Genomic DNA, 24,970 nt, shown 5'->3' on the forward strand with positions numbered 1-24,970 from the left:
AGGCCTACAGCCAGGCTCACAGCACCAGCCGCACCGAGGCGAGCACCTGATCGTTGCGGTTGAAGTAGCCGAAGGCACTGAAGGACGGGCCGCCATACACCTCGGCCGCGAGCCCCACGTGCACCCGCTCGCTCACGCGCCAGCCCACGCGCGGCGCCACGAGGAAGGAGCGCTGGATGGGCTCGAAGGCCCCGCGCAGCCCCACCTGGAGCCGACCTTCCAGCAGCGAATACCCGACGTCCGCCACCAGCAGGTGGAAGAAGGCCGTGCGCTCCCGTCCGCGCGCCGTGCCCGGCTCGAGCAGGAAGAGCACCTCCTGCGCCCCCACGCCCGGCACCGCGAGCCCGGTATAGGTGACGGAGTAGACGAGGTCCGACTCTTCCGCCTGCGACGCGCCCACCACCCACGACACCGCGGGCTTGCGCAGCGGCCGCAGCCGGTCGCCGTAGAACGTCCGCGAGGGGCTGAAGCCCACGTCCACGTCCAACTGCGCGGGCCCCACCAGCGTGCTCGCCTCGGCGGCCACCACGTGCTGGCGCCCATAACGGCCCGTGACGAGCGACTCACCCGCGCTCAGCCGGTCCTGCAAGGAGAGCAGCAGCGCCGCGTCCACCGGCTCGCCGCGCTCCCGGGCGCGCAACAGCGTCTCCAGCTCGGGGTCGAGCGTCACCTGCGGCTGCTTCTCGTTGGCCCACACCCACGAGCCGCCCAGCTTCACCCCGCCCACCGCACCGGTGACGCGCAGGCCCACGTCTCCGGGCAGGCCCGGCCGCTGCGTCTCCAGCAGACGCGGCTGCAGTCCGTCCTCCACGGAGGCATCCACGGAGACAGGCACCGGCACGCCCAGCGGCGGCTGCAGCAGCGCCGTGTCCTGGCCGAACACGTCGTAGCGGTCCGCGAAGAAGAAGGGCACCCACACGCCGGTGACGGACAGGGGCCCCACCGTGGCGAGCGCCCGCGCGGCGAAGACGGGCAGCTTCAAATCCTCCGGCTCCAGTTGCACGAAGCTCTGGCGCAGCTCGCGCGGGTTGAGGACGTCCGTGGGCGCGAAGAAGGGGTTGGCCCCGAAGGCCAGCGTCTGCTGCCCCACCCGCACGTCCACCCACCGGGTGTACACGTCGAGGAAGGCCTCGCCCAGGAACGGCTCGAAGGAGGACTTCTCGCGCTCGAAGCCCTTCTGGGCCCCGCCGCGCCACAAGGCCCGCCCCTCCACCACCAGCCGCAGCGCGCGGCTCAGCTTCACGTCCGTGGCGAGCGACACCCTCCCCCACCCGTCCACCACGTGCTCGCCGAGGCCGTCCTCACGGGCCGGCTCGAAACCGGTGTCCACGCCCCCCATCAACCGCATGTCTCCCCGCACCGTCACCGTGGGCGCCGCGGGTGCATCCGCGGGCAGCTCCTGCAGCGGTGCCGCCTCCTGCGGCGAGGCGAGGGCGAGCGCGGGGACGAGGGCCAGCAGTGCCGGCGCCGCGCGTCTCACCCGCGCTCCAGGGCCCGCTCGGTGAACTCCTCGTCGCCGAGCTGCACGTCCTCCAGCTTCAGCACCTCCAGCGTCGTGCGCGAGCCCGTCTGGAGGTTCTCCATCACCGCCTCCGAGGCGACGACCCGGTCCTTGAACTTCTTGAGCCGCACGGCGCGGTACACCTTGAGGGGCCTGCCCTCGCGGTCCGAGTACTCGGCCTTCACCGGGACGTCCGTCTCCTTGTCCACGTAGAGCGTCACCTCCCCATAGGGGGAGTCCGGCCCCGCCTTCCCGCGCAGCACGTGGGCGAGTCGGTCCAGCACCTTCGTCTCCCCCACCAGCCGGAGCGACTCGTCGCGCTCGCCGCCCGAGCCGCCCAGGTCCACGTAGGTGAAGTCCGTCTCCATGAAGGACTGGCCCCGCTGCCCCTTGGCCACCTTGCGCACCCGCTTGAACTTGGGCAGGTACAGGGAGATGTCGGCCGGCTCGCCCGGGGCGCCCTCCACGGTGAGCACCGCCACGCCCGCCACGCTCGCCGGCTGCGAGAAGCGCGCGAGCGAGTGCAGCCGTCCGCCCACCCGCTTCGCGGTGGAGGAGAGCACCTGCTCCTTGCGCCGGCCGTCCTTCAGCACCGTGGTGAGCTTCAGCTCCGCGCGCACGCCGAGCAGGTTGAGGGCGCCCCGCTCCCGGCTCCGGCGGGCGATGTCCGCCGCAGAGTCCGCGGCCAGGACCTGGGGAGCCAGCAGGAGCGCCACCGCCGCGGCGCACAGGAGGGGGGCAAGCGTGTTGCGCATGGCGCGGACTCTAATCCCACGCTCTCCCACCGCCAGCCCTTCGGGTGCACGGCCGCTCCTCTCCCCCGCCGTTTCCCCCTCTTTTCCTCCTTATATGCGGGAGGCCTGATCCGGGCGCGCGGCCATCTGTCCGATAGACAACCGGCCCATCAAGGCCCCTTCCTACGGGAAAAGCCCTGTCATTTTGGGCGGATGCCCTCCTTGAGCTGCCCGGGGGGATTCTGCTATAGCTGTAAGGGGACCCGACCCGTGCTGAAGCTCATCATCGAAGACGACGAGGGGCGAAAGACCGTAGTCCCCTTCGTGCGCGACGAAATTACGATCGGCCGCCAGGAAGGGAACACGATCCGCCTGACGGAGCGAAACGTATCTCGCCGCCACGCACGCCTGGTGCGCCAGAACGGGCACGTGCTGGTGGAAGATCTAGGTAGCTATAACGGGGTACGCATCAACGGCGAGCGCATCCAGGGGCAGGCCCAGGTCGCCGACGGCGACCTCATCCAGATCGGCGACTACGATCTCGCGGTGCAGAAAGAGGCCGCCGCGCAGGCCCAGGCTCAAGCCCAGGCGCAGCAGTCCCAGGTGGGTGCGCCCACCATCCGGCTGCCCGCCTCGGCCCTGCAGGCCGCCCTGAACGAAGCCCAGGGCAGATCCGCTCCGGCCGCCGAGGCCGAGACGGAGCTGGACGTCCCCGCCCACCCGGAGGAGGACGAGGAGCAGGACGACGCTCCCACCCCCTCTCCGGCCGAGCAGCGCCGTCACTCCACCGCGGTGATCCGGATGGATCAGGTGGAGATGAACCGGCCCCGCAAGGTGGCGGCGGTGGAGGCCGACGAGGCGCCGCACCTGCTGGTGGTGAGCGCCGAGCTCAAGGGCCAGGAGTTCGCCTGCATCCGCACGGAGATGCGGATCGGCCGCACCGACGACAACGACATCACCATCGACCACCGCTCGCTGTCGCGCACGCACGCCAAGCTCGTGCGCGAGGACTCCGGCGAGTGGCGCATCATCGACATGCAGTCGGCCAACGGCATGGCCGTCAACGGTGAGAGCTACGCGCAGGCCCCGCTCGGGCACGGCGACCTCATCGAGCTCGGCCACGTGAAGCTGCGCTTCATCGGCCCCGGCCAGAGCGCCGACGGACTGACGCACGAGGGCACCGCCAAGGGCTCCAAGAAGGGGCTCGTGCTGGCGCTCGCGGGCGTGCTGGTGCTCGCCGTGGTAGGAGGCGCCGCCTGGGCCCTGTTCGGCCAGAAGCCGGCCGCCCCCGTTCCCCCGCTCCAGCAGGCCGCGGTGGACACCCAGCCTCCCGAGCCGCCGCCGGCGCAGAACCCGGCCCCGCAGCCCACCCAGCCCGCCGCCGTCCCGCTCGCGGAGCAGCTCCAGCGTGCCCGGGCCTCCATCGACGCGCGGGACTTCGACGCGGCGGTGAAGACGCTCGAGTCCCTCCAGGACGCCAACGGCCAGCGCCCCACCGAGGCCCAGAAGCTGCTCGACGAGGCCAAGGCGGAGCAGGAGTCGAAGCAGAACCTCGACCAGGCCCAGAAGGCCTTCGACGAGGGCCGCTACCAGGACGCCCTGCCGTACCTGGAGGCCGCCGAGGGCACGCTCGCCTTCGCCGAGGAGCACGCCGCCCTGAAGGAGAAGGTGGAGGCCGCGCTCGCTCCGCCCTCGAAGGCCGGCACCAACGGCAAGACGCCGGTGGCGGGCAGCAAGACGCCGCGCACGCCCACCCCGGGCCCGAGCACGGAGCAGCAGGCCAAGCAGCTCTTCGACGACGGGTACATGCTCCTGCGCAAGGCGCAGTTGCCCGAGGCCGAGTCCGTCCTGCGCAAGTGCATCGCGCTCGATTCGAGCTATGCCCAGTGCTACCTGGCGCTGGGGACGGTGATGGCCCGGCGCAACCGCCCGGACGAAGGCGCGCAGTACTACCGCGAGTTCCTACGGCTCGCGCCCAATCACGAGATGGCTCCCAACGTCAGGAAGTTGGTCGCCGACTACGACAAGAGCCAGAAACAACCGGGAGGCGGCAAGTAGGCCGGGAGACTCCCACGGACGCCGCCCCGCGCGGCGTGTAACGGAGTCCCCGCCTTCGGGCTTCCCCCACACACGAGGAGAAGGTTCGTGCAGATTCGTATCCTGGTGGTCGATGATGAGCAGGACAACTGCGACTACCTCAAGCTCGTCCTGATGCGCGAGGGCTATGACGTCGTCACCACGACGGACCCCACGAAGACGGTGGAGATCCTCCGCAGCGCGGACTTCCACCTCGTCATCCTGGACATGATGATGCCGGTGATGTCCGGCACCGAAGTGCTTGAGCACATCCGCAAGTACGACACGGACGTCGCCGTCATCGTGGCCACCGCCTACCCGACGGTGGACACGGCCGTGGCCTCGCTGAAGAACCAGGCCAGCGACTACGTGAAGAAGCCCATGGAGCCGGACCAGTTCCTCGGCGCCGTGCGCAACGCGCTGGCCAAGAAGGGCCTGTCGCAGGATCCCGAGGCGGACCTGCACCGCGCCATCGGCCGCACCATCCGCGACGCGCGCAAGACGCAGGACCTCACGCTCAAGCAGCTCGCGCGCCGCACCGGCCTGTCCGTGTCGCTGCTCTCGCAGATCGAGCGCGCCGAGTCCTCGGCCTCCATCTCGTCGCTCTACAAGATCGCCTCCGCGCTGCAGCTGCGCATGGGCGAGCTCTTCGGCGACACCTGAGCCGCAGGCGAGCGGCCCGCCTCACCGGCCGCTGAACCGGGGCGTGCGTTTCTCCAGGAACGCCGCCCTGCCCTCCCGGGCATCCTCGCTGGCGAAGGCGCGGGCCCGCACCTCCCGCAGGTGCGCCCGCTCCTCGTCGGACAGGGCCGCCCGCGTGAGCAACCGGAACGTCTCCTTCATGCCCGACACCGCCAGCGGTGCCTGGCCCGCGAGCGTCCGGCACAGCTCCAGCGCCCGGGCCTCGGCCTCCGCCGCCGGAAGGCACTCGTCCAACAGGCCCCAGGCGAGCGCGTCCTTCGCGTCCAGCCTGCGTCCGGTGAGGAAGAGGTTCTTCGCACGCGCCACGCCCACCAGGCGGGCCGCGCGCATCAGCCCGTCCGGTGAGTAGACGATGCCCAGCCGCGCCGGGGGCATGCTGAAGAGCGCGTCCTCCGCGCCCACTCGGAAGTCACACGAGGCCGACAGGTCGAAGCCCGCCCCGAAGGCCGGCCCCGTCACCAGCGCCACACTGGGCAGCGGCAGCGTCTCCAGCCTCGCCAGGCACGCCATCAGTGCGTCATCCGGCAGGCGGTCTCCGGTGGGCGCCGCCAGCAGGTTCAGGTCATAGCCCGAGCAGAAGGCGCCGCCCTCGCCCCGGATGAGCACGGCGCGCGCCTTGCCAGGAGCCGAAGCGAGCGCCTCGTCCAGACGGGCCACCTGGCTATCATCGAGCGCGTTGCGCCGCGCCGGGTTGGACAGGGTCAGGACGCGGACACCGTCGTCCCGGTCCTCCACATGCAGGGCTGACGGCTGCAATGCGCGCTTCCCGCTACTCGAGCACCACGAGGACGTCGCCTTCGTTGACCGGCTGCGCCTCCTTGCAGCGGATCTCCTTCACCGTGCCGTCCTCGGTCGCCTCCACCGGCATCTCCATCTTCATGGACTCGAGGATGACGAGCGTGTCTCCCGAGGAGACCTTCTGCCCGACCTTGACCTCGATCTTCCACACCGTCCCGGTGATGTGCGCCGCCACGTCCGCCATCGCTGTGCTCCTTCGCAAGGTAAGGTGCTGCGTGCTCTAGATGCTGCCCCCGCCTACGGCTTCGCGTGCTGCTCCAGGAAGCGCGTATTGAGGTCTCCCGCGCGGAAGACCGGGTCCTGCAGGATGCGCAGGTGCAGGGGGATGTTCGTCTTGATGCCCTCGATGCGGAAGTTCTGCAGCGCCGCGATGGAGCGCTCGATGGCCTCGGCGCGCGTGGCGCCCGAGACGATGAGCTTGGCAATCATGGGATCGTAGTTCGGCGTGACGGTGTTGCCCTCGGCGTAGCCCGAGTCCAGGCGCACGCCCTCGCCCGTGGGCGGCTGGTACACCTTGAGCGGGCCCGGCGAGGGGAAGAACTTCACCGGGTCCTCCGCGTAGATGCGGAACTCGAGCGCCGCCCCGCGCCGCTTCACGTCCTCCTGCTTGACGGTGAGCTTCTCGCCGGAGGCGATGCGCAGCTGCCAGCCGATGAGATCCAACCCCGTGGTGAGCTCCGTCACCGGGTGCTCCACCTGGAGCCGGGCGTTCATCTCGATGAAGTAGATGCCGCCGTCCGAGTAGAGGAACTCCACCGTGCCGGCGTTGGCGTAGCCGAAGGCCTTCGCCGCGGCGAGGGCCGCCGTGAAGAGCTTCTGGGACAGCTCCGCGTTGCGGCCGTCCGCGAAGAGCGGTGAGGGAGCCTCCTCCACCACCTTCTGGTGGCGCCGCTGGATGGAGCACTCGCGCTCCAGGCAGTGGATGAGGTGGCCGTGGTGGTCCCCGAGAATCTGCACCTCGATGTGGCGCGGGGCCGGGAAGTAGCGCTCGATGTACACGCCCTCGCGGCCGAAGGCGGCCTTCGCCCGGTCCGTGCACTGGCGGAACACCTTCTCCAGCTCGGCCGGGTCCTTGGCCGCGGCCATGCCGATGCCACCCCCACCGCCCGCGGCCTTGCAGAGCACCGGGTAGCCGATGCTCTCGGCGGCGGCCAGCGCGGAGGCGACGTCCGGGAGCACGTCCTCGGTGCCAGGGACGATGGGCACGCCCGCGGCGGCCACCAGCTTGCGCGCCTGGCTCTTGTCCTTCATCCGCAGCATGGCCTCGGGCGGCGGACCCACGAAGGTGATGCCGGCGGCCTTGCACGCGGTGGCGAACTCGGCGTTCTCCGACACGAAACCGTAGCCGGGGTGCACCGCGTCGGCGCCGGTGGACTTCGCCGCCTCGAGGATGGCCGCGATGTTGAGGTAGCTGTCCTTGGCCGGAGCCGGCCCCAGGCGCACCGCCTCGTCCGCCTCCTTCACGAACGGCAGCTCCGCGTCCGCGTCCGAGTAGACGGCCACGGTGGAGATCCCCATCCCCTTCGCCACGGCGTTGATCCGGCGGGAAATCTCACCCCGGTTCGCGATGAGCAGCTTCTTGAACATGGCCCGCAACCCCTCCGCTGTGAGGCGCGCGAACCTAAACCCCGCCCCGCGGCGTGACAAGGAGACAACGCGCCCACTGCCGGGAAGTTGCGGGCATGTAGGTAAATGGCGTAGCGTCCTTGCCCGTGAAGCCATCCACGACAGGGACAGTGGTGGATCTCCAAGGCGCGCGCCACGAGCGGCGGCTGGAGATGTACCGGGCGCGAGTCACCGAGCGCCTTCGCACCAACCGCGCGGCCGTCGAGACGCTCTACCAGGGTGGCACGCTCTTCTCGCCCCAGGGTACGCGGGCGGGACGCGCGCTGCTCCGGGCCCATCAACTGCTGCAGCGGGCCAGCACCCTGCTGGAGCAGCTGTCCGGCGACGGGGTGGTCCCCGCCCCGCGGCTGCCCGAGCGCATCGACGAGCACTACCGCGAGGTGGACACACTGCTCTCGCGCAGCGACGCGCTCTCCGGGCGCAACCACCGGGCGGCGAGCGTGGCCCGCCTCCCCGGCCGCTAGCTCACTTCACGGCATCTCCGTCTGCCCCTGGCGGCGCAGGAACGTGGGGATGTCGAACTGATCCTCGTCCAGCGGCAGCGCCGCGTCCTTCACCACCGCGGTGCGGTTGGAGAGCGAGCGCGTGTCGACGGTGGGCATGGAGCGCGAACCAGCCTTGGCGGGCACCAGGCTGACCGCCTCCTCGCGCGCCACGTTCAGCGACACGGGCGAGGGCCGGGTGACGATGGGGACCTGCACCACCTGGGCCGGCTGGCGCACCTTCGCATCGCGCGAGACGAAGCCCGTGGCGATGATGGTGATCTTCACCTCGTCGCTGATGTTGTCGTCGATGAGCGAGCCGAAGATGATCTCCGCGTCCGGGTCCGCCGCGTCGTGCACCAGCGTGAGGGCCTCGTTGACCTCCTGGAGGGTCATGTCGCGGCCGCCGGTGATGTTGATGAGCAGGCCGGTGGCGCCGTCGATGGAGATGTCCTCGAGCAGCGGGCTGGAGATGGCCTGCTGCATGGCGTTGAGCGCGCGCTTGTCGCCGGAGGAGTTGCCGGTGCCCATGAGCGCCAGACCCTTGTCGCTCATGATGGTCTTCACGTCGGCGAAGTCCACGTTGATGTAGCCGTGGTACTGGATGAGGTCCGAGATGCCCTGCACGGCGTTGAGGAGCACCTCGTCGGCGCGCTTGAAGGTCTCCAGCAGCGGCATGGGCTCGTTGCTGAGCGTGAGCAGGCGCTGGTTGGGGATGGTGATGAGGGTGTCCACCGCGGCCTTGAGCTCCACCAGGCCCTGCTCCGCCTGCTTGCGGCGCTTGTTGCCCTCGAAGAGGAAGGGCTTGGTGACCACGCCCACCGTGAGGCAGCCCAGGCTCTTGGCGATGTCCGCGATGATGGGAGCCGCGCCCGTGCCAGTGCCACCGCCCATGCCGGCGGTGACGAACACCATGTCCGCGCCCTCGAGCATGGCGGCGATCTGGTCGCGCGACTCGAGCGCGGCCTCGCGGCCCATCTCCGGGTTGGCGCCCGCCCCCAGGCCCTTGGTCAGGGTCTGGCCAATCTGCAGCCGCACCGGCGCCTTGTTGGCCGCGAGCGCCTGCACATCGGTATTGGCGGCAATGAAGTCGACCCGCTCAAGCTTCGCCATGATCATCGTGTTGACGGCGTTACAGCCGGCGCCACCGACGCCAACGACACGAATCTTTGCGGCCTGCTTGTTCTGGTCGAACTGGTCCATGTGGTTCCTTCTTTCGGCGCAGGTCGCACGTGCCCGCGCGCGCCCCTGCACCTCACATCTTCAGCAAGTCGCGCTCTTTGGCAAGTTCTCAGCTACGAACATGTAGCGCTACGTCGCGGTACCAAGTCGTCACAGGCACTTACGCGGAAGCCCCACCGCGCTCCGGTGCGGCGCGGTGGGTGCATCACGCCTCTTGACTCGCGCGAGGAGGTCCCGTCACTCGCCCCGCGACGCCTTGTCCTCGCGCCACCAGTGGCTCATCCGCTCGTGGAGCTCCGCCTCGTGGCCCTCCTTGCTGGGCCGGTAGAAGACGGAACGCTCCAGGGGCTCGGGGAGGTACGTCTGCCCGGGCACGTAGTGGTCCTTGTGGTTCCACGGCGCCTCGTAGCCCTTCTTGTACCCCAGCTCCTTCATGAGCTCGGTGGGGGCGTTGCGCAGGTGGAGCGGTGGGGCCGCGTTGGGGTGGGCCTCGACGGCCGCCAGCGCCGCGTCCATCGCCTGATAGGCGCGGTTGCTCTTCTTCGCCGTGGCCAGGGTGAGGGTCGCCTGGGCGACGAAGATGCGCCCCTCCGGCATCCCCACCGAGTGGAAGCCCTCCTCACACGCGCGCACGATGCCGATGGCCTCGGGCATGGCCATCCCCACGTCCTCCACGGCGATCACCTTGAGCCGGCGCCACAGCGCCACGTAGTCGCCCGTCTGCAGCAGCCGCGCCGCCCAGAAGATGGCGCCCTGGGGGTTGGAGCCCCTGCACGACTTCTGCAATGCGCTCAGCAGATCGAAGTGCTCGTCCCCGTCCTTGTTGTGCCGCGCCAGGCGCGCCCCGGTGGCCTGGAGGGCCGTCTCCCGGGAGATCTCCCCACCGTCGGCGGTGAGCTGGGCCGCGAGCTCCAGCGCGCCCAGCGCCTTGCGCACGTCTCCCCCACTCCCCTCCGCCAGGACGGAGAGCGCCTCGTCACTCACGGTCAGCCGCCGGGCCCCGAGCCCCCGCTTCTCATCGGTGAGCGCCCGCGTGAGCGCGGTGCGGAGGTCCGTGGGGGTGAGCTCGCGCAGCAGGAAGACACGGCACCGGCTGACGAGGGCGGGCCTCACCTCGAAGCTGATGTTCTCGGTCGTCGCCCCGAGGAGGATGAGCAGGCCGCTCTCCACGTGGGGCAGGGCCTGCTCCTGGACGTTCTTGGCCCAGCGGTGGATCTCATCCACGAAGACGACGGTGCGCCGGTGGTACTGGTTGCGCAGGCGCTCGGCCTCGGCCACCACCTCGCGGATGCGGGGGATGCCATCGGAGACGGCCGAGAGGATGACGAACTCCGCGTCCACGCTGGCCGCCAGCATGCGCGCGAGCGTGGTCTTCCCCACGCCGGGAGGCCCCCCGAAGAGGGAGGAGACGATGGCCTTGCGCTCGATGAGCTGGCGCAGCGGAGCGCCAGGGCCGAGCAGGTGCGCCTGCCCGATGAACTCCTCGGGCGTGCGCGGACGCATGCGCTCGGCCAGCGGGGCGAAGCGGTTCACATCGACGGAGGCGGCGAACAGGTCAGGTCCAGCGGGCATCGGCGGGCGGGACCCTAACAAACGTGCGCTCTGTCTTGCGAGTCATCCGGCAGGGCCTGGCGCACCTCGTGGCGCGCGCGGAACGGCTTCTCCCGCGCGGCCCCGGGGTGTCCTGGACAGTGGCGGCTCAGGTCACATCGAAGGCGAAGCCGTTCATCCGCGAGCCGGTGACCACCAGCTTCTGGCCGGGCAGCATCTCCACCGCCTTGTCCGTCAGCTCCGCCTCGACGAGCCGCGTGCCCTTGCGGACGAACTGGCTCACGTGGGCCACGAAGAACGAGGGGCGCACGTCGGCCATCAGCGTCTCGCCCGGGGTGATGATCTGCGGGGGGTACACGTCCTCGCCGCCCAGCAGGATGTGGCCCCACACGCCGGTGCTGAAGCTGTTGGAGATGTGGATCTCGTTGTCCACCACCCCGTCCGTCACGCGCTGGATGTCCGGCACGTACCCGGTGTTGTCGTCCACCGGCCGCGGCAGCACCTTGATGCGGCCGGTGAAGGTGCTCAGGTCCACCTTCTTGGTCCTGCAGCCACCGGTCGGGTCATCCTCGCCACCGGTGCTCACGTACACCTCGAAGTCGGCCGGCACATCCACGGTGCAGATGCCACCCTGCGAGGGCGCCACGATCCTCCAGGCAATCAGGCCGAGCGCGGGCAGGTTGTAGCTCTTCTTGAAGATCGCCAGCCGCGGGATGCTCGCCGACTGGTTCTCGAACGTCAGGCAATCGTTCGCCATCTTGTCTTCTCCGGGTACGAAGGGTTGAGCGGAGGTTGTTGCCTCCGGCGGGGGCTTGCTTGCCGCCCTGCAATCACTGAACGGCCTGAAAACTTGTATGTGAATACGAATTGATTCCGCTGGCTCTTCGCTGTCTCAGACGAGCTCGAGGCAATAGCCACGCATCCGCGAGCCCGTCACGAGCAACCTCTGCCCATGGAACATCTCCACCGCCCGGCCGGCGAGCTCCGCCTGGGACAGCGGGTCTCCCGGACGCAGCTCCCGGCCCAGCCAGGCCACGTGGTACGAGGGAGGAACCTCCAGCACCACCGTCTCGTTGACCGCCACGCGCCGGGGAGGATGGAGCTGCGCTCCGTCGAGCAGCAGGTGAACCAGCATGGCCGTGGTGTGGGCATTCGAGACGTGGAGGGTCCCCTCCTGGACGCCACCACCCGCGGCGAGCCGAAGGTCCGGCACCCAGGTGACCCGGTCATCTGTCTCGAGGGGAATGACCCGCAGCCGCGCCGACCACGAGGGCAGCGTGAGCCGCCGGGTCTGGTACAGCGTTCCGCTCTCGCGGGTGTCCGTGCGGGCATGGACCTGCAGCTGCCTTGGGATCCGCAGCACATGGACTCCGTCCCGGGGGATCGCGATCACGCGCCAGACGGCCAAGCCTGTCGAGGGCCGGAGCGGGTCCCTCTTGAATAGCACCAACTGGGGGATGCCTTCGGACCGGTTCTCGAAAATGAGCGTCTCGTCCTTCGGCATGATTCGCCTCAGTCCTCCATCAACCCGCGCAGCCGCTTCCGGGCAAGCTGGATGCGCTTGCGGACGTTCGCCTGCGTCAGCCCCATCCGCAGCGCGATCTCCGAGTACTGTTTCCCTTCCTCGAAGCGCAGCAGGAACGGTTGCCGCAGCTCGTGCGGCAACTTCCGGAGCTTGACACGCAACGACTCCAACCGGGACTGGACGCAGAGCCGCTCCTCGGGATCCCCGGAGCCCGCCGGCAGGAGCGTCAGCCCCTGGGCATGGGACTCGTCCAAGGTGCTCAGGAGCTCTCCACGGCTCCGGCGCTCGCGATAGCGATCCATGCACACGTTGCGCAGCAACGTGGTGAGCCATTCTCGCGGCTTGAGCAGACGATGAGCCAGGCGGGGATAGTGGGCGTGAGCCTTCAGGGCGGCGACGCTCAAGACATCTTCCGCCTCAGCGCGGTTTCCCTGCATCAGGCGCAAGCTGAGCGTCCACAGGTGCGGCCGGTGGCTCAGCCACCACCGCCAGAACTCCTGCTCAAGGAGCTCCGGCGGACGCGCGCGGCCCTCGGTACGGCGCTCGCACGAGGAGGGGCCGAACGTGTCAATGGCTGCCATTTCCGCGGAGCCGGTGAAGGCCTCCGGCTCATCCGGAAGAGTGAGAGTGAATTCGGTCAACGACATGGCGGCTCGCAAGGCAGCGTGCGGGGGGACGACCATCGCTCGGCGCTGCCGTCACGGAGGGAAGCTCACGCCCCTGGAGGCCCGCGTCTTCTGGACGCAACGGTCTCTCGGGACACCCTGGATGAGCCCTTCACGGCCCACGGCCACCAGGGGTGACCGCGGGCGCACTCCTCCCGTCAAGAACGGCTGCCTCGGATGAGACTCCCGGGGAAGCCGGCCAGGCGGGAACGGTCGCGCCAGTCGAAAGACTCTTATTGAACCTCGAGGCTGAAGCCAGACATCCGGGACCCCTTCACGATCAGGGTCTGGCCCAGCTCCATTTCAACGGCTCCTGTCGTGAGCGATTGATTGCTCATCAGGGCCGTTCCCACACCCACGAAGTCGTTGACGTGCGCCACGAAGAAGCCCGGCCGCACATCCGCCAGCAGCGTCTCTCCCGGAATGATGAGCTGCGGCGAGAAGAGGTCGCGGCCAGCCTGCTGGATGTGGCCCCAGACACTCCGCCGCCAGCCGTTGGTGATGTGGATCTCATCCACCACCTCCTGCCGCGTGATCAGCTCGAGGTCCGGCACGGAGACCCGCTGGTCATCCGAGAGCACCGACTTCACCCGGAAATGCGCCGAGGTCGTGTTGAACGAGATCTGCTTCGTGCGCGAGCCGCTTGCCGGATCCTCCCCCGTGTTGACGAACACCGACATCTCATCGGGGACGTTGATCACCCCCGTGCCGAGACGTGCGAGCACCACGACCTGCCAGGCCACCAATCCGAGCTCCGGCCGCTCGTAGCTCTTCCTGAAGACCGCGAGCCGGGGGACGCTCGCTGACTCATTCCTGAACATCAAGGTACCAACGCTCACGGGGTACTCCCTGATCACAGATTTTATCGGCGGGACTGACATCAGCGAGGGGTAGAACCGCGCTCTTCCGCCTACTCAGACAGAACGGCCAGCCAGGGTGGATGTGAAATACCGGACAGCGGCCCGGAGGCCCTCCGGAGGCGTTGGAGCGGGCGGGCCCCCTGCCCCCGACGCGCGGCGCACATCACAGGGTTGCCGCCCAGCCGTCGTGGAGCCGAGGCGGCAGCGTGGCTTCAGGGACGCATCGCCCGAAGGAGCGCAAAGCAATGGATACGAACAAGGAGAGCCCTCCAGCCCGGAGGGACCAGGGAAGAGCCGTTTCCACCCAGGGCGAGGCAGTGACCGGCGCGGCGGCCCGCAACATCCCCCAGGGACGCACGGGAAGCGTCGTGCTCCCGAACATGACGTGGGAGCTGCGGTGGAGCGCCCATGACGATGACCGGGGCCCGGGAGCCAGCGTGTCCTTTTATAATGGACAGCAGAAGCTGGCGGAGCTCGAGGTGAGGGAGAATTCGCCGCAGTCCTTCGCCCTCCCGTCCGGAGTGCAGTTCCCGTCGGCGGAGGGCACCCTGGAGCTGCGGCTCGGGCCCAGGGTGCAGCTCGTCGGGCAGATCAAGACCAGCAAGGGGGGGAGACACCAGGGCCCCATCGCGGAGTGGGAGCTCGTGGATCCACGGCCCGGTCCCACGCCTCCGCCGCAGCCTCCTCCTCCTCCGTTGATGGGCGAGCCGGAGAACAGCGGCGTCGTCCTCCAGAGCACGGCCGACATCTTCCATCTCGTCGAGCCCACCGTCCCCGGTGAAGTCCCGCTCGCCGCCCGCTCGCGGTTCATCTTCTGCGCGGAGCCGTCGAGCCTGGAGCTCTATCAGCAGCTCGCGGGGTGCCAGGGAGAGCTCGCGAAGATGTCCCCGCTCGCGGCCACCTTCATGCAGGGCCAGGACTACGTGCGGAGCCTGGACTCGTTGCCGGGGCCGGGCGCGAAGCTCGCCGAGGTGGCGCGGAAGCTCCAGTCGCGGCGAGGCACGTGCGAACCGGAGGAGCTGCTGAAGCTCGCGCAGGAGGCGCTCGGCGAGAAGCCAGCGGACTACGTGGGCACGGACGCCTACACGCAGGCTCGGCGGCGCCTCTGGCAGAGCATCATGGCCTTCACGCTGGCGGGCACGCCCGGAGCACCCGAGGCGGCGTTGCTGATGCCCGCGCTGCGCGCCCTGGAGCTCCTGGAGCGCTTGACGAAGGAGCCCGAGACCCTCGCGAGGGAGGAACACCGGCGGGAGGCGCTGTCCGCCCGGGCGGTCCTGCCCTCGGGGGCCACGCCGCTGCCGAGCACCGCCCAGAGTTCCGGGCAGGGTTATTCGACCCTCCTGGGCATCGGCTCACTCAAGGTCATCCGCCAGCGGCTCGCCCGGTACGAGCTGGGGGAGATCGCCTTCACGGTCAACCTGATGCCGCGCGAGAGCAGGTCCCTCACCCAGCGGGCCCTCTCCCGGGCGACGGACTCCGGGCGCGTGACGGTCGCGGAGGAGCAAGGCACACGCAACGAGTCGCGCGAGGCGCGCCGCTCGGAGCTGGCGGACGAGCTGAACGACCTGGCCGCGCAGGAGGCGTCCTTCCGCTGCTGGGACATCGACAAGAAGTACCCCTCGGACGGCGTGGACGGGACGGACAAGGGGCAGGCCGCGTGCACCCGCAGCCCACGGGCCGACTCGCGGCGCTCGACCGGTGATTTCGCCCAACACCTCACCCGGCTCGCGATGGCGCGGCTCGGCCGCCGCATCTCGGAAGAGCGGAGCCAGCGTCTTCTGGAGGAGCAGGAGCGGGTCGAGCGCTCGGAGATCGACAACAGCACCCGGGAGAGCAGGGAGCTGGGAATCTACCGCTGGCTGGTGAAGGTGTTCTCGCTCGAGCTGGCGGAGCGCGGACGCCGGCTGGTGGTGGAGCTCATGCTGCCAGAGCCCGCCGCGAAGTACCTGGACACCCTGCGGCTCGAGCCCGTGCCGCTGGCCGAGCCCGAGGCGCTGGGGCTCCAGGAGCCCAAGGACCTCGACGCCGCGAACTACCGGGAGTACGCGGCACGCTACGGCGTTACCGGACTGACGCCGCCACCCGAGCAGACCCTGTCGGTCCAGGCCACCCTGCGCAGGGAGTCCTCCGTGACGATGGGCACCCTCACCGTCCCTCCGGGCTACCGGGTCACGGCGGGGCAGGTCTCCTGGGCCATCAGCGATCAGGCCTACACGCTGACCGGCCTCATCGGCCAGCTGTCGTTCACGAGCCAGAAGGCAGCCCCGGCGGCCGGAGCAAGCACCGCCACGAAGGCGGGTGACTCCGGGGATTGCGATTGCAAGAACCCCATCACGCCCCCTGTCATTCCGGCCCCGGCCAGCGGCTCCAAGCTGTTCCAGGACGTGAGCGGCATTGGGAAGCTGGAGGGAGAGATCCCCATCGGAGCGCTGTGCGGCGCGGATGGGTTCGCCGTCATCGTGTCACTCACCTGCACGCTCGAGGCCGGGCTGCTCGAGGCCTGGCAGCGCCGGACCTACGACGCGCTCGTGGCGGCGTATAACGCCCGGCTCGAGGAGTATCAGGCCGCCTTCCAGGCACGCCTCGACGCGAGCAGCCGGGACCGGTACCGCGAGCTCGAGCAGGAGCAGCTCAAGGAAGGGAGCCTCTCGCTGCTGTGGCAACGCAGGGCGGAAGCCCCACCGGATCCCATCTACCTGCGCTTCTTCGAGCGGCTGGGCGAATGGCGCGAGATGGCCTACCGCTTCTATTCCTGGGGAGTGGGCGACCCGGTCGCACCGCACCATCCGTGGCGCCAGTCCTTGCTCGAGCCTGATTCCGATCAGCTCTTCCAGAGCTTCCTGCGGGCCGGCTCGGCGCGCGTGCTGCTGCCCATCGTGCCCGGGCAGGAGCTCGAGGCCATCTACTACTTCCTCTTCGGCACCCTGCCTCCCTGGAGTGAGGCCGCGCTGCCCGTGCCCGAGTCGTACGTGGATGAGCTCGTGGCGCTCTCGGCGGCCCAGGGCGACACCCGGGAGAAGCACTGGCGGGAGGAGATCCCCACCTCGCTCGTCCTGCTCCAGCAGGGCGAGACCCTTCCGGAGTTCAAGGGATGATCGGCGACCATGACGAGCTGCCGGTGGGGACCCTCGTCCCGTTCGCGGGCCCCATCACCCTCGCGACGCGGGATGACCTGAGCCGCCGCGGCTGGCTGCCCTGTGACGGCGCGGAGGTGACGCAGAGCCTTTATCCCGAGCTCTTCCGCGTCATCGGCCGGGCCTACGGTTGGCCGAACGATTCGTCGAAGCCGGGGGTCTTCTACCTGCCGGACTGCCGGGGCCTGTTCCTCCGGGGCGTCAATGGCGACGCGACCCGCTGGGCGGACGCGGACCCCCCGCCCCCGCGAGATCCGGACGCGAAGGACCGGACCGCCTACAAGAATGGGAACGCCGGGAACCAGGTTGGCTCCGTCCAGCTCGACGGCTTTCAGGAGCACGAGCACGTCTACGCGCACGTCGTCCAGGCAGGAACCGTCAACAACACCCAGGGCACGATGGCGGTCGCGACCATCAACGACGAGGACAAGACGACCTCGAGCGTCAGCACCTCGGGCGGCGCCCGCGCCGTTCCCCAGGAGACCCGGCCCATCAACCTGTACGTGAACTTCATCATCAAATGCAGACACCACCGGGCGCGGCACCAGGCCCCGGGTTGCCACATGGATGACGAGCCCCTGTTCCCGGACGACGAGCCCCTGTTCCCGGGAAGCAGACGCTGACCTGTCTGTTTTCACAAGCTCCAGCCAGCCGCGTCTCCTGCCTGGGCACCGCAAGAGCGGAGGCTCTCGGAGGAACAAGCTCCGACACGACGAGAAAGGGATGTCATGGCCAAGGTGGCGAGAAGTGCGTTGACAGGCAACGGCTGGACCAAGGGCGCTGGCAACGCCTGGTATTACTATTACGATGAACAGCTCGACACCCACCTCCATCTCGGAGCGAGCGGCGGCGGGGATGAGCTGGACATCAACTTCCTCTCGTTCAAGATCGAGAACGTGCCGCAGGGGAACATCATGCAGTACAAGAACGGGACGTTCAGCGTGTCTTTCGCTGACGGCATCAGGGACAAGAGCATCGCCACTGTCTTCGTCAACGCGGTCAACACGCTGAACTCGCACATCACCTGAGCTGCCGGAACGTCTGGGGAGGAGCGGGCTCTTTCGAGGGCTGGCTCCTCCCCTTTCCGCCAACCCCCCTCCTGCGTGGAGCCCATCCGTCATGACTGTCCAATCCCTCCTCGGCCTCATCGCTCTCATCGTGTGCATCATCCATGCATTGAATGGCCGGGCGCCCCTGTGGTTCGCCGTCCTGCTGCTGGCCCTGGCCGTGGTGTTGCCCGCCATCCGCGTCCGGTAACGCCGTTCCCCCACCCTGATTGCCATTCACACGGCCATGCCAGACAGACCTCCGCCAACGCGCCGGCGCCATTTCCGCAGACGGCTCCTCTTGAAGCTGTTCTTCACCCGGGAGCTCGTCACCCTCCTGAGCCTGCCCATGGCCGTGTATATCGATGTGTTGCTGCTCGACCTCGACCGCACGCACCAGTGGGGGGCCGTGGCGCACGCCCTCGCGCTCACCTATCTCTGCTCCGGAGTCCTGCTGTCCCTGCTGGTCATGAGACGGCTGCTGTACGGGGCCCTGCGGACCGTGCCGGGAGAGCCGCCGGAACAAAGGCTGGAGCGCCTGCTCGCCCTGCCCTGGAAGCTCATCCTCCTGGGAAACCTGCTGATGTGGATGCTGGGCGGCTTCCTCATCAACACCAGCCTCGCCATCATGCTCGGCAAGGATGTCTGGAGCATCGTTCCCCAGGGCATGGCGGTGGCCACTGGCGTGGGGCTGCTCAACGGCACGCTCCTCTTCATCCGCTACGAGCGCATGCTGCTGCCGCTCACGTTCAGGGCGTTCAAGCGCAGCCGGCGCTCGCTCCCGGCCCGAGACAGTTTCTTCCGGCCCCGCCAGAGCTGGTTCCTCCCGTATGTGCTCGCCTCGCTGCTCTTCGGCACGCTCGTCTTCACCGGGACGGTGGTGAAGATCCAGCTCACCCGGCTGAAGGAGGACCTGCACCAGGAGCTCACCCAGAGCGGCCGGGAGGATCTGGCCGCGCAGCTGGCGCGGCGCAGCGGGGCCTTGTCGGACGAGCTCCTGCTCTCGGTGGGCGGTACCACCGCCCTGCTGCTGCTCGGCTCGGCCCTGACGGTGTGGTCCATGGGGCGCCGGCAGAGGGCCGGTGCCGAGGCCATCTACACCTCCCTGAAGGGGCTCACCGGCGGCACCCTGCGGCCCCCCCGCTGGGTCTCCACGGATGAGATGGGAGACCTGTCCTCCAGCGTCTGGCTGCTCTTCAATCGGCTACAGGAGCTGCCCCGGGAGTTGCAGGCCGTGACCCACCGGCTGGGGAAGGCCAGCTCGAGCCTGGTGGATAGCTGCCAGCTGCAAGAACAGACATTGAAGCGCCACTCCGACACCCTGCTCGAGACGGAAACCACGGCCAGGAAGCTTCAACAGAGCTCCGTGAAGACCCAGGCCCAGATGCAGTCCATCCGCCAGGCCGTCGACCGTACCGGCGCGCTGAGCGATCAAGGAAAAAGGGCCATCAAGAACTCCGAGAATCTGGGCGCCAAGATCCACGACATGACCCATGAAGTGGGAGAACACGTGAGAGGGCTCGGGGAGCACACGAAGAAGCTCCAGCGCGTCACCAAGACCGTGGAGGATCTGGCCAAACGCACCAACATCCTGGCCATCAATGCCGCCATCCAGGCGGTCCACTCGGGAGAGCGGGGCCTGGGCTTCAACACGGTGGCCCTCGAGTTCCGGAAGGTGGCCGACAAGTCCAACGCGGCCACCGACGAGGTGCGCTCCCTCATCAAGAACCTGGACACCGCCTTCGAAAAGACCGTCTCCGTGGTGGAGCAGCGTGCCGGCGACGTCTCCGCTACCGTGAAGAACCTCAACACGGAGCTCAGCTCCCTGAACGAGCTGACACAGCAGACCGAGAGCAACTCCACCACGATGGTGGAGCTCACCCAGCTGGTGAAGCGGCAGAACCAGGACATCCAGCAGATCCTCGAGGACTTCAAGGACATGCGGAGCCTGACGGAGGAGACCTCGACCCATCTGCGGGATGTCCAGCGGGCGGCGGATGACTACAAGAAGGTGCCGGATCAGGTCGACGCGCTCGCCCGCAAGTACGGCCTGGAGAAGGGCCCGGTCCTCAGATGAGACCCCGCGCCGCCAGGTGCATGCCGAGCAGGGTATCCACGCCCCGCACCAGCCGGGCCATGTCGAAGGAGCGCACCCGGGCCATCAGCACGTCCAGGCGCTGACGCTGCTCGCGCCACTCGGCCAGCAGCAGCGCCTCCATCCCCGAGGACTCGATGCGCGCGGTGATCTCCTCCGGAGGCAGGGTCTGGAGCTGCTCCGGGGAGAGGACCCCCGACTCCAGGGCCTGGACGAACACCCGGCTGGCGAAGTCCCGCTCCGGCACCTCGCGGCGCCACGTGGCCGTCATGTTGGCGATCTGCCCCATGCTCTGCGCGTACCAGATCGTCTCGCGGATGGCCCCCAGCTCCATCTCCACCACCGGGGCCGTCATCAGGTCGATGGTGGCGAACACCATCATGTTCATGTTGTGCGGGGAGTACGCCCGGTTCTCCGCCAGGTTGTGCAGGGCCGGCCGGTTCCGCGTGAGCACGGAGTGGCGCATGCTGTTGAAGACCTGCTGGTAGTCGAAGACGTAGAGCGGACGGTAGGCGGCGTGGTGGGGAAGCGCCTGCACCCGCTCCTCGAGGGCGTGCCACAGCTCCGCGATGAGGGCGAAGTAGCGCCGCTCCTCGGCGGGCACCTCGGGCGCGGGGGCGGCCTTGCCCTGGGGGTGGAAGGGAATGGAGAGGGCGGCCTCCAACAGCTGCTCCGAGCCGCGCTGGTCCGCCAGGTCATCCAGCAGCACGTTGAGGATGATGGCCAGCAGCTTGGTGGACAGCACGTGCTCCTTCCACGCTTCGGGCACCAGCGGAAGCGTCGTCTCGTCCACGCCGCGCCAGCACCAGCGCCACAGGAAGGCACCGCGGTGCCCCACCTCTTCGTAGGCGGCGACGTAGCGCTCCACCACCGCGGGCAGCTGGATGGAGCGCAGCGAGGCGAGCGTATCCGTCCAGGCCGCGGCGTAGTCCACGGGAGCGGGGCCCTGGGCGAAGAGCCGGGTGTTGCGCTCGCGCATGCGCTCGGCGATCAGCCGCGCCAGCCCCCGGTACAGCCGCAGTGCGAAGCCCGGATCCACGGCGGCCTGCTGCTCCACCGCCGCGCGCTGGATGCGCAGCACCCGGCTCGGCGAGAGGGTGACCACCGAGGCACTGGCCAGGTCGTTGCTGAGGAAGGACATCTCGCCCAGCAGCTCCCCGCTCGCCACCCGGTCCACCTCCAGCGAGGTGCCGCCTCGCCGCAGGTGAACGGAGGCACTGCCCTCCAGCAGCAGGAGCAGCGCGTCGGGCCGCTCTCCCTGGGTGATGAGGGAGCTGCCAGCGGGGTACTCGGTCACCGTCCCGAGGCGATCGAGCAGGGTGTGATCATTCGTGAGCAACTCCGGGAAGCGACTCCAGTGGGAAGGGGCATTCCGCATCGCGGGGTCTCCAAAGCAGGGCGGCCGGGCCAGCGTGTGGGGGTCGAACCTGACACAGAGTGGGGCCGGACGGGAGGACGTCTCCGTGGCCTGTTCGCGGAGGGCGGGGTCCTGTATACGGACTCGTTCCGTTGGCACGCGCATGATGCAGGGCTCCTACTCAGGTCGCGCCACGCAGGGCAGTTTCTTCGAGGGATTGTTCGTCCGCTCGCTCCAGGCGAGTGGTCCCTTCGCGGATGCGCTCCGGGAGTGTGGCTACGACCCGCGTCACCCCAAGGCCATCTACCCCATCGAGGTGTGGAACGCGGCGCTCGAGGTGGCCTGGCGCCATTGTTACGCGGGGTGGGATCGCGAGTCCGCCTACCGTGAAATGGGCCGCCAGCTCGGGCGGGGCTTCCTGCAGACGTGGATGGGGAAGGTGGTGGACATGGGGCTGCCCATGCTCGGCCCGGATCGCCTCATGGCGCGCGTGCCTGGCCTCCTGGCGCTCGACACCTTCCGCTATGAGGTGCGGGTGGTGCCGCTCGGCTGGCACCAGTACCGCGTCTCCATCCGCAATGATCCGGACGCCAAGCCCGAGCTCATCGCCGGGCTGCTGGAGGCGGGCCTGAGCAGGACGGGCGTCAAGCCCACCGCCACCGTGTCGATGCGCCACGGGCAGGACTTCGACATCGACGTAAGCTGGTGAGCCTCCTGCCATGTCCCCTTCCGCTTCCCCTGGTTCACCCGCTGATGCGGTCCTCCACGCCACCCGGCGCTACCTGCGCGCATACTCCTCGGCCGCGCTGTGCGTGGGCATCACGCACCGCGGAGCGCACCACGTGCAGGCCTTGCGTGGCGAGGGGCCGCCCCCCGCGGTGGACGCGCTGTACGAGCTGGGCGCGCTCACCCAGGTCTTCACCGGCACCCTGCTCGCGCTGTTGGTGGACCGGGGCGAGGCGAAGCTCGACACACCGTTGAAGGAGCTGATTCCGCTGCCGCTCCTCCCGGATGAGGCCGCCGGCCGCATCACGCTCGAGCAGTTGGCGACGCATACCTCGGGCATGCCGCGAGTCCCGGCGAACCTGCGGACGCCCCAGCAGAACCCGGCCGACCCCTACGGCCACTTCAGCGCGGAGCTCTTCGGCGCCTTCCTGAGGAGCTACCACCCCCGTCACCCGCCTCCGCGAAAGTACGCCGAGTCCGTCATCGGCCTGGGCGTGCTCGGCCATGCCCTCTCCCGGCGCATGAGGCTCAACTACGGACATGCCGTGAGGGATCTGCTCTGCACGCCGCTGCGGTTGAGCGACACCACCGCCGTCCGCCTCTCCGAGGAACAGGAGCGGCGGCTGCTTCCCGGCCACTCCGCCCGGGGTGGGACGGTGCCGGGCTGGACCTTCCCGGCGCTGCCCGGAGCCGGGGCGATCCGCTCGACGGTGCCCGACCTGCTGCGCTTCCTGGACGCGAACCTCGGGCACGAGGAGGCCGGGCTCGGCCGGGCGCTGCGGCTCGCGCACAGCCCGCGCGTGAAGGCCCCTGGCGGGCACGCGGGGCTGGGGTGGCGCGTCTCCGGCAGGGGCGGCAAGAGCCTGGTGTGGCGCTCCGCGGTGACGGGCGGCTACTCCGGCTTCATGGGCTTCTCGTCGGAGGCGGACGTGGGAGTCGTCGTCCTCTCGGACCACGCGGGCTCCTTCCTCGCCTCCCTCCTCGGGCGCATGCCCGTCGAGGAGCCCGGCTTCACGCTTCTCAACGGGTACCTGCGTTAGCGGTACCCGGCGCGGGCTTGGAGTACCGGGCAGGAGTCCGAACCCCGGGCCGCCAGGCCACCGTTCAGGCTAGATGGCTCCGAGCTGGGAGTCGTGCGAGACGGCCGGAAGGGCACCGGGTTGCGTCAGCTCGCTCACTCCCCGCACGAGCTCGTTGCCCAGGCGCACGAGGTGCTCAGCGGAGAGCAGTTGCCGCACCTGGGGGAAGAGGATGGAGCGCTCCTCGGCCACGTGCGCTTCGACGGATTCGCGCAGGCTGATCAGCGCGGGCTCGAACTGCATGTCGGTGATGTCGAGGTGCAGCATCTGGGAGATCAGCGCCTTGGCCTCGGCATGGTCGTCATAGGAGTGCTGGATCAGATCACTCGTCTCGGCCAGCTTCACCTCCGGGTAGAAGAAGCGCTCCTCGAGCTGGGTGTGGAGGGTGAGCAGGTAGGCGAGACGGCGGAACAGGTGGGCTCGCTCTTCCCCCCGGGCCACCGCTACCTGCTGAAAGAGGCTCTCTGCTTCCTCGTGCTGCCGCGTCAGGAGTTCGATCGGATCCATAGGAAGGACGCTCGGCATTGGCGCGTCCAGGGGCAAGCAAGCCGCTCATCCCCGAATGCCGGGCAGCCGGGCGCCAGTCAGGAACGCCTCGGGCGGGCGCGGAGCTTCGACGTCTTCTGGGCCCGTACCTTGCACGGCTGGGCGCCTGCTTTTCTGGAAGGAGCCCACATGTCGAATCGAGCCGCCCTGGTGTTGTGCCTCATCCTTTCCGCTGGCTGCATCACGCCCGACGAGAGCGGGCCGGAGCAGACCCCGCTCACCCGGCAGTTCATGCGCGTGACGAAGGAGGTCCCCGCCTTCGGCGGCATCACGCGCGAGAACGGCGGGTGGGTCGTCGCCCTGCTCGACCCCGAGCAGCGCGAGGCCGCGGAGACCCGGTTGAGAGACATCTTCGGAGAGGAGGCCGCGCAGATCGCCCTGCGGGAGCGCGCCCCCCGCGGCAGTGCTTCCGAGGAGATGAAGAATGCCGCCCGGGATGTCCTGGGTGTGCCGGGAGTCGGGCGGCTCGACTACGACGAGACGACGGGCTACCTCGAGGTAGGACTCGTCGACGTGGAGGCACTCGAGCCCGCCCAGGCGAAGCTCGACGCGCTCGGCATCCCCCTGGACCAGGTCGTCTTCCAGGCGGTGGCACCGATCGTCGCGCTGTAAGCGAGTCAGGGCCCCGGAGTGCCGTCACCCTCGAATTCCTGAGCCCCCGAGGCCCGTTCCGTCACGAAGTCCTGAGACGGACGGAGCGCGTCGACGAGGTGTCAAACGACTCACAGGCGGCACCTCGTGGGCTCGCGGGCCCGACTATGCTCGGGCACATGACACGAGTCCTCTCGTTCCACGCCCTGTTCGTCCTCGCACTCGGGTTCGTGTGCATCGAAGCACGGGCAGCCACCGCGCCCTCCGAGTCCTCGGCGCGGTCCCCCTCGCCTTCCGTCCTCTTCGCCCGCGCCTGCGAGGCGCTCGAAGCCGGAGACCTGGACGGCGCGGAGAGCACCCTGCTCACGCTGCGCCAGGCCCTGCCCGAGCGCCCCGAGCCGCGCATGTTGGAGTCACTCCTGGCCCTCCGGCGCACCAAGCCGGCCCTGGGCTGGCGTGAGGCCTTCATCCAGGCGTGGAATGGCATCGGCCGGCCCGACCTCAGGGACTCCCCGCTGCTGCCGAAGGATCCGGAGCCGCTCGCCACGGCCCGAGCCCCGAGGAGGTCTGGAAGCAGGAGCTGTCGGCCGAGCAGCGCTTCCTGGTGGCCCTCGCCATCGGTCCTGATGCCATGGAGATCTCGTCAAACTTGCTGGTAAGGGCTTCCGCGTCATCCCAAAGCGAGATGGGAAGG

Annotated in this window: 25 protein-coding genes; 12 read left to right on the top strand and 13 right to left on the bottom strand. The window is 69.1% G+C overall.

Annotated features, from left to right (window positions below; all coding sequences use genetic code 11):
- Positions 1-16: 16 nt before the first annotated feature.
- Positions 17-1,480 (bottom strand): hypothetical protein, encoded by a 1,464-nt coding sequence (locus NR798_RS35790; RefSeq protein WP_375767034.1) that lies wholly within the window; start codon positions 1,478-1,480, stop codon positions 17-19.
- Positions 1,477-2,256, bottom strand: coding sequence for an outer membrane lipoprotein-sorting protein (locus tag NR798_RS35795; RefSeq protein ID WP_375767035.1), 780 nt, complete (start codon positions 2,254-2,256; stop codon positions 1,477-1,479). Before NR798_RS35795 ends, NR798_RS35790 begins: the two co-directional genes overlap by 4 nt.
- Positions 2,257-2,559: 303 nt before the next feature.
- On the opposite strand from NR798_RS35795, the gene NR798_RS35800 reads away from it, so the two are divergent.
- Positions 2,560-4,293 (top strand): FHA domain-containing protein, encoded by a 1,734-nt coding sequence (locus NR798_RS35800; RefSeq protein ID WP_375767036.1) that lies wholly within the window; start codon positions 2,560-2,562, stop codon positions 4,291-4,293.
- An 87-nt stretch (positions 4,294-4,380) separates the two neighbouring features.
- A complete protein-coding gene (locus tag NR798_RS35805) occupies positions 4,381-4,974 on the top strand; it encodes a response regulator (protein WP_203402602.1) in 594 nt (197 codons plus the stop codon).
- A 21-nt stretch (positions 4,975-4,995) separates the two neighbouring features.
- Here the strand turns inward: NR798_RS35805 and NR798_RS35810 are convergent, their stop codons facing one another.
- Genes NR798_RS35810 through NR798_RS35820 form a run of 3 tightly spaced genes read right to left on the bottom strand, consistent with a single transcriptional unit; the run spans position 4,996 to position 7,398 of the window.
- Positions 4,996-5,769, bottom strand: a complete 774-nt coding sequence (locus tag NR798_RS35810) for an enoyl-CoA hydratase/isomerase family protein (protein WP_375767037.1) — start codon at positions 5,767-5,769, stop codon at positions 4,996-4,998.
- A gap of 13 nt (positions 5,770-5,782) precedes the next feature.
- Positions 5,783-5,995, bottom strand: a complete 213-nt coding sequence (locus tag NR798_RS35815) for a biotin/lipoyl-binding carrier protein (RefSeq protein WP_331097891.1) — start codon at positions 5,993-5,995, stop codon at positions 5,783-5,785.
- 53 nt (positions 5,996-6,048) lie between these two features.
- A complete protein-coding gene (locus NR798_RS35820; RefSeq protein ID WP_375767038.1) occupies positions 6,049-7,398 on the bottom strand; it encodes an acetyl/propionyl/methylcrotonyl-CoA carboxylase subunit alpha in 1,350 nt (449 codons plus the stop codon).
- 152 nt (positions 7,399-7,550) lie between these two features.
- On the opposite strand from NR798_RS35820, the gene NR798_RS35825 reads away from it, so the two are divergent.
- Complete coding sequence (locus NR798_RS35825) at positions 7,551-7,901, top strand: hypothetical protein (protein ID WP_375767039.1); 351 nt, start codon at positions 7,551-7,553, stop codon at positions 7,899-7,901.
- Between the two features lie 6 nt (positions 7,902-7,907).
- Here the strand turns inward: NR798_RS35825 and ftsZ are convergent, their stop codons facing one another.
- The 6 genes from ftsZ to NR798_RS35855 all read right to left on the bottom strand — a co-directional run bounded on the left by ftsZ (position 7,908) and on the right by NR798_RS35855 (position 13,681).
- Entirely contained in the window at positions 7,908-9,122 is a 1,215-nt protein-coding gene (gene ftsZ, locus NR798_RS35830; RefSeq protein WP_375767040.1) for a cell division protein FtsZ, read from the bottom strand.
- A gap of 216 nt (positions 9,123-9,338) precedes the next feature.
- Positions 9,339-10,673: a replication-associated recombination protein A gene (locus NR798_RS35835; protein WP_375767041.1), complete on the bottom strand. Its 1,335-nt coding sequence runs from the start codon at positions 10,671-10,673 to the stop codon at positions 9,339-9,341.
- A gap of 127 nt (positions 10,674-10,800) precedes the next feature.
- Complete coding sequence (locus NR798_RS35840) at positions 10,801-11,409, bottom strand: hypothetical protein (protein WP_375767042.1); 609 nt, start codon at positions 11,407-11,409, stop codon at positions 10,801-10,803.
- Positions 11,410-11,544: 135 nt separating this feature from the next.
- Positions 11,545-12,015: a hypothetical protein gene (locus tag NR798_RS35845; RefSeq protein WP_375767043.1), complete on the bottom strand. Its 471-nt coding sequence runs from the start codon at positions 12,013-12,015 to the stop codon at positions 11,545-11,547.
- 149 nt (positions 12,016-12,164) lie between these two features.
- Positions 12,165-12,860, bottom strand: a complete 696-nt coding sequence (locus tag NR798_RS35850; protein WP_375767044.1) for an RNA polymerase sigma factor — start codon at positions 12,858-12,860, stop codon at positions 12,165-12,167.
- 215 nt (positions 12,861-13,075) lie between these two features.
- Positions 13,076-13,681 carry a hypothetical protein gene (locus tag NR798_RS35855; protein ID WP_375767045.1) on the bottom strand — a complete coding sequence of 202 codons (606 nt, stop codon included), beginning with the start codon at positions 13,679-13,681 and terminating at the stop codon, positions 13,076-13,078.
- Between the two features lie 266 nt (positions 13,682-13,947).
- On the opposite strand from NR798_RS35855, the gene NR798_RS35860 reads away from it, so the two are divergent.
- The 5 genes from NR798_RS35860 (at position 13,948) to NR798_RS35880 (ending at position 19,959) form a co-directional block, all read left to right on the top strand.
- Positions 13,948-16,797, top strand: a complete 2,850-nt coding sequence (locus tag NR798_RS35860; protein WP_375767046.1) for a hypothetical protein — start codon at positions 13,948-13,950, stop codon at positions 16,795-16,797.
- Complete coding sequence (locus tag NR798_RS35865; RefSeq protein WP_375767047.1) at positions 16,794-17,459, top strand: phage tail protein; 666 nt, start codon at positions 16,794-16,796, stop codon at positions 17,457-17,459. Before NR798_RS35860 ends, NR798_RS35865 begins: the two co-directional genes overlap by 4 nt.
- A 105-nt stretch (positions 17,460-17,564) precedes the next feature.
- Positions 17,565-17,864, top strand: a complete 300-nt coding sequence (locus NR798_RS35870) for a hypothetical protein (RefSeq protein ID WP_375767048.1) — start codon at positions 17,565-17,567, stop codon at positions 17,862-17,864.
- Between the two features lie 91 nt (positions 17,865-17,955).
- Positions 17,956-18,093, top strand: a complete 138-nt coding sequence (locus tag NR798_RS35875) for a hypothetical protein (protein ID WP_375767049.1) — start codon at positions 17,956-17,958, stop codon at positions 18,091-18,093.
- Between the two features lie 90 nt (positions 18,094-18,183).
- A complete protein-coding gene (locus NR798_RS35880) occupies positions 18,184-19,959 on the top strand; it encodes a methyl-accepting chemotaxis protein (RefSeq protein WP_375767050.1) in 1,776 nt (591 codons plus the stop codon).
- On the opposite strand, the gene NR798_RS35885 is transcribed toward NR798_RS35880, so the two are convergent.
- Positions 19,952-21,355 (bottom strand): cyclic nucleotide-binding domain-containing protein, encoded by a 1,404-nt coding sequence (locus NR798_RS35885; protein ID WP_375767051.1) that lies wholly within the window; start codon positions 21,353-21,355, stop codon positions 19,952-19,954. The genes NR798_RS35880 and NR798_RS35885 overlap by 8 nt on opposite strands.
- A 142-nt stretch (positions 21,356-21,497) precedes the next feature.
- On the opposite strand from NR798_RS35885, the gene NR798_RS35890 reads away from it, so the two are divergent.
- The gene (locus tag NR798_RS35890) at positions 21,498-22,043 is read left to right on the top strand and encodes a DUF2378 family protein (protein ID WP_375767052.1); all 546 of its coding nucleotides are present in this window, start codon (positions 21,498-21,500) and stop codon (positions 22,041-22,043) included.
- A gap of 10 nt (positions 22,044-22,053) precedes the next feature.
- Positions 22,054-23,100 carry a serine hydrolase domain-containing protein gene (locus tag NR798_RS35895; RefSeq protein WP_375767053.1) on the top strand — a complete coding sequence of 349 codons (1,047 nt, stop codon included), beginning with the start codon at positions 22,054-22,056 and terminating at the stop codon, positions 23,098-23,100.
- A 69-nt stretch (positions 23,101-23,169) separates the two neighbouring features.
- Here the strand turns inward: NR798_RS35895 and NR798_RS35900 are convergent, their stop codons facing one another.
- The gene (locus tag NR798_RS35900; RefSeq protein ID WP_375767054.1) at positions 23,170-23,646 is read right to left on the bottom strand and encodes a hemerythrin domain-containing protein; all 477 of its coding nucleotides are present in this window, start codon (positions 23,644-23,646) and stop codon (positions 23,170-23,172) included.
- Positions 23,647-23,814: 168 nt separating this feature from the next.
- Between NR798_RS35900 and NR798_RS35905 the strand changes: the two genes are divergently transcribed.
- Entirely contained in the window at positions 23,815-24,297 is a 483-nt protein-coding gene (locus NR798_RS35905) for a hypothetical protein (protein WP_375767055.1), read from the top strand.
- 158 nt (positions 24,298-24,455) lie between these two features.
- Positions 24,456-24,935, top strand: a complete 480-nt coding sequence (locus tag NR798_RS35910; protein ID WP_375767056.1) for a hypothetical protein — start codon at positions 24,456-24,458, stop codon at positions 24,933-24,935.
- The last annotated feature ends 35 nt before the right edge of the window (positions 24,936-24,970 follow it).

The sequence above is a fragment of the Archangium gephyra genome (assembly GCF_042230915.1).
GTDB lineage: Bacteria > Myxococcota > Myxococcia > Myxococcales > Myxococcaceae > Archangium > Archangium gephyra_B.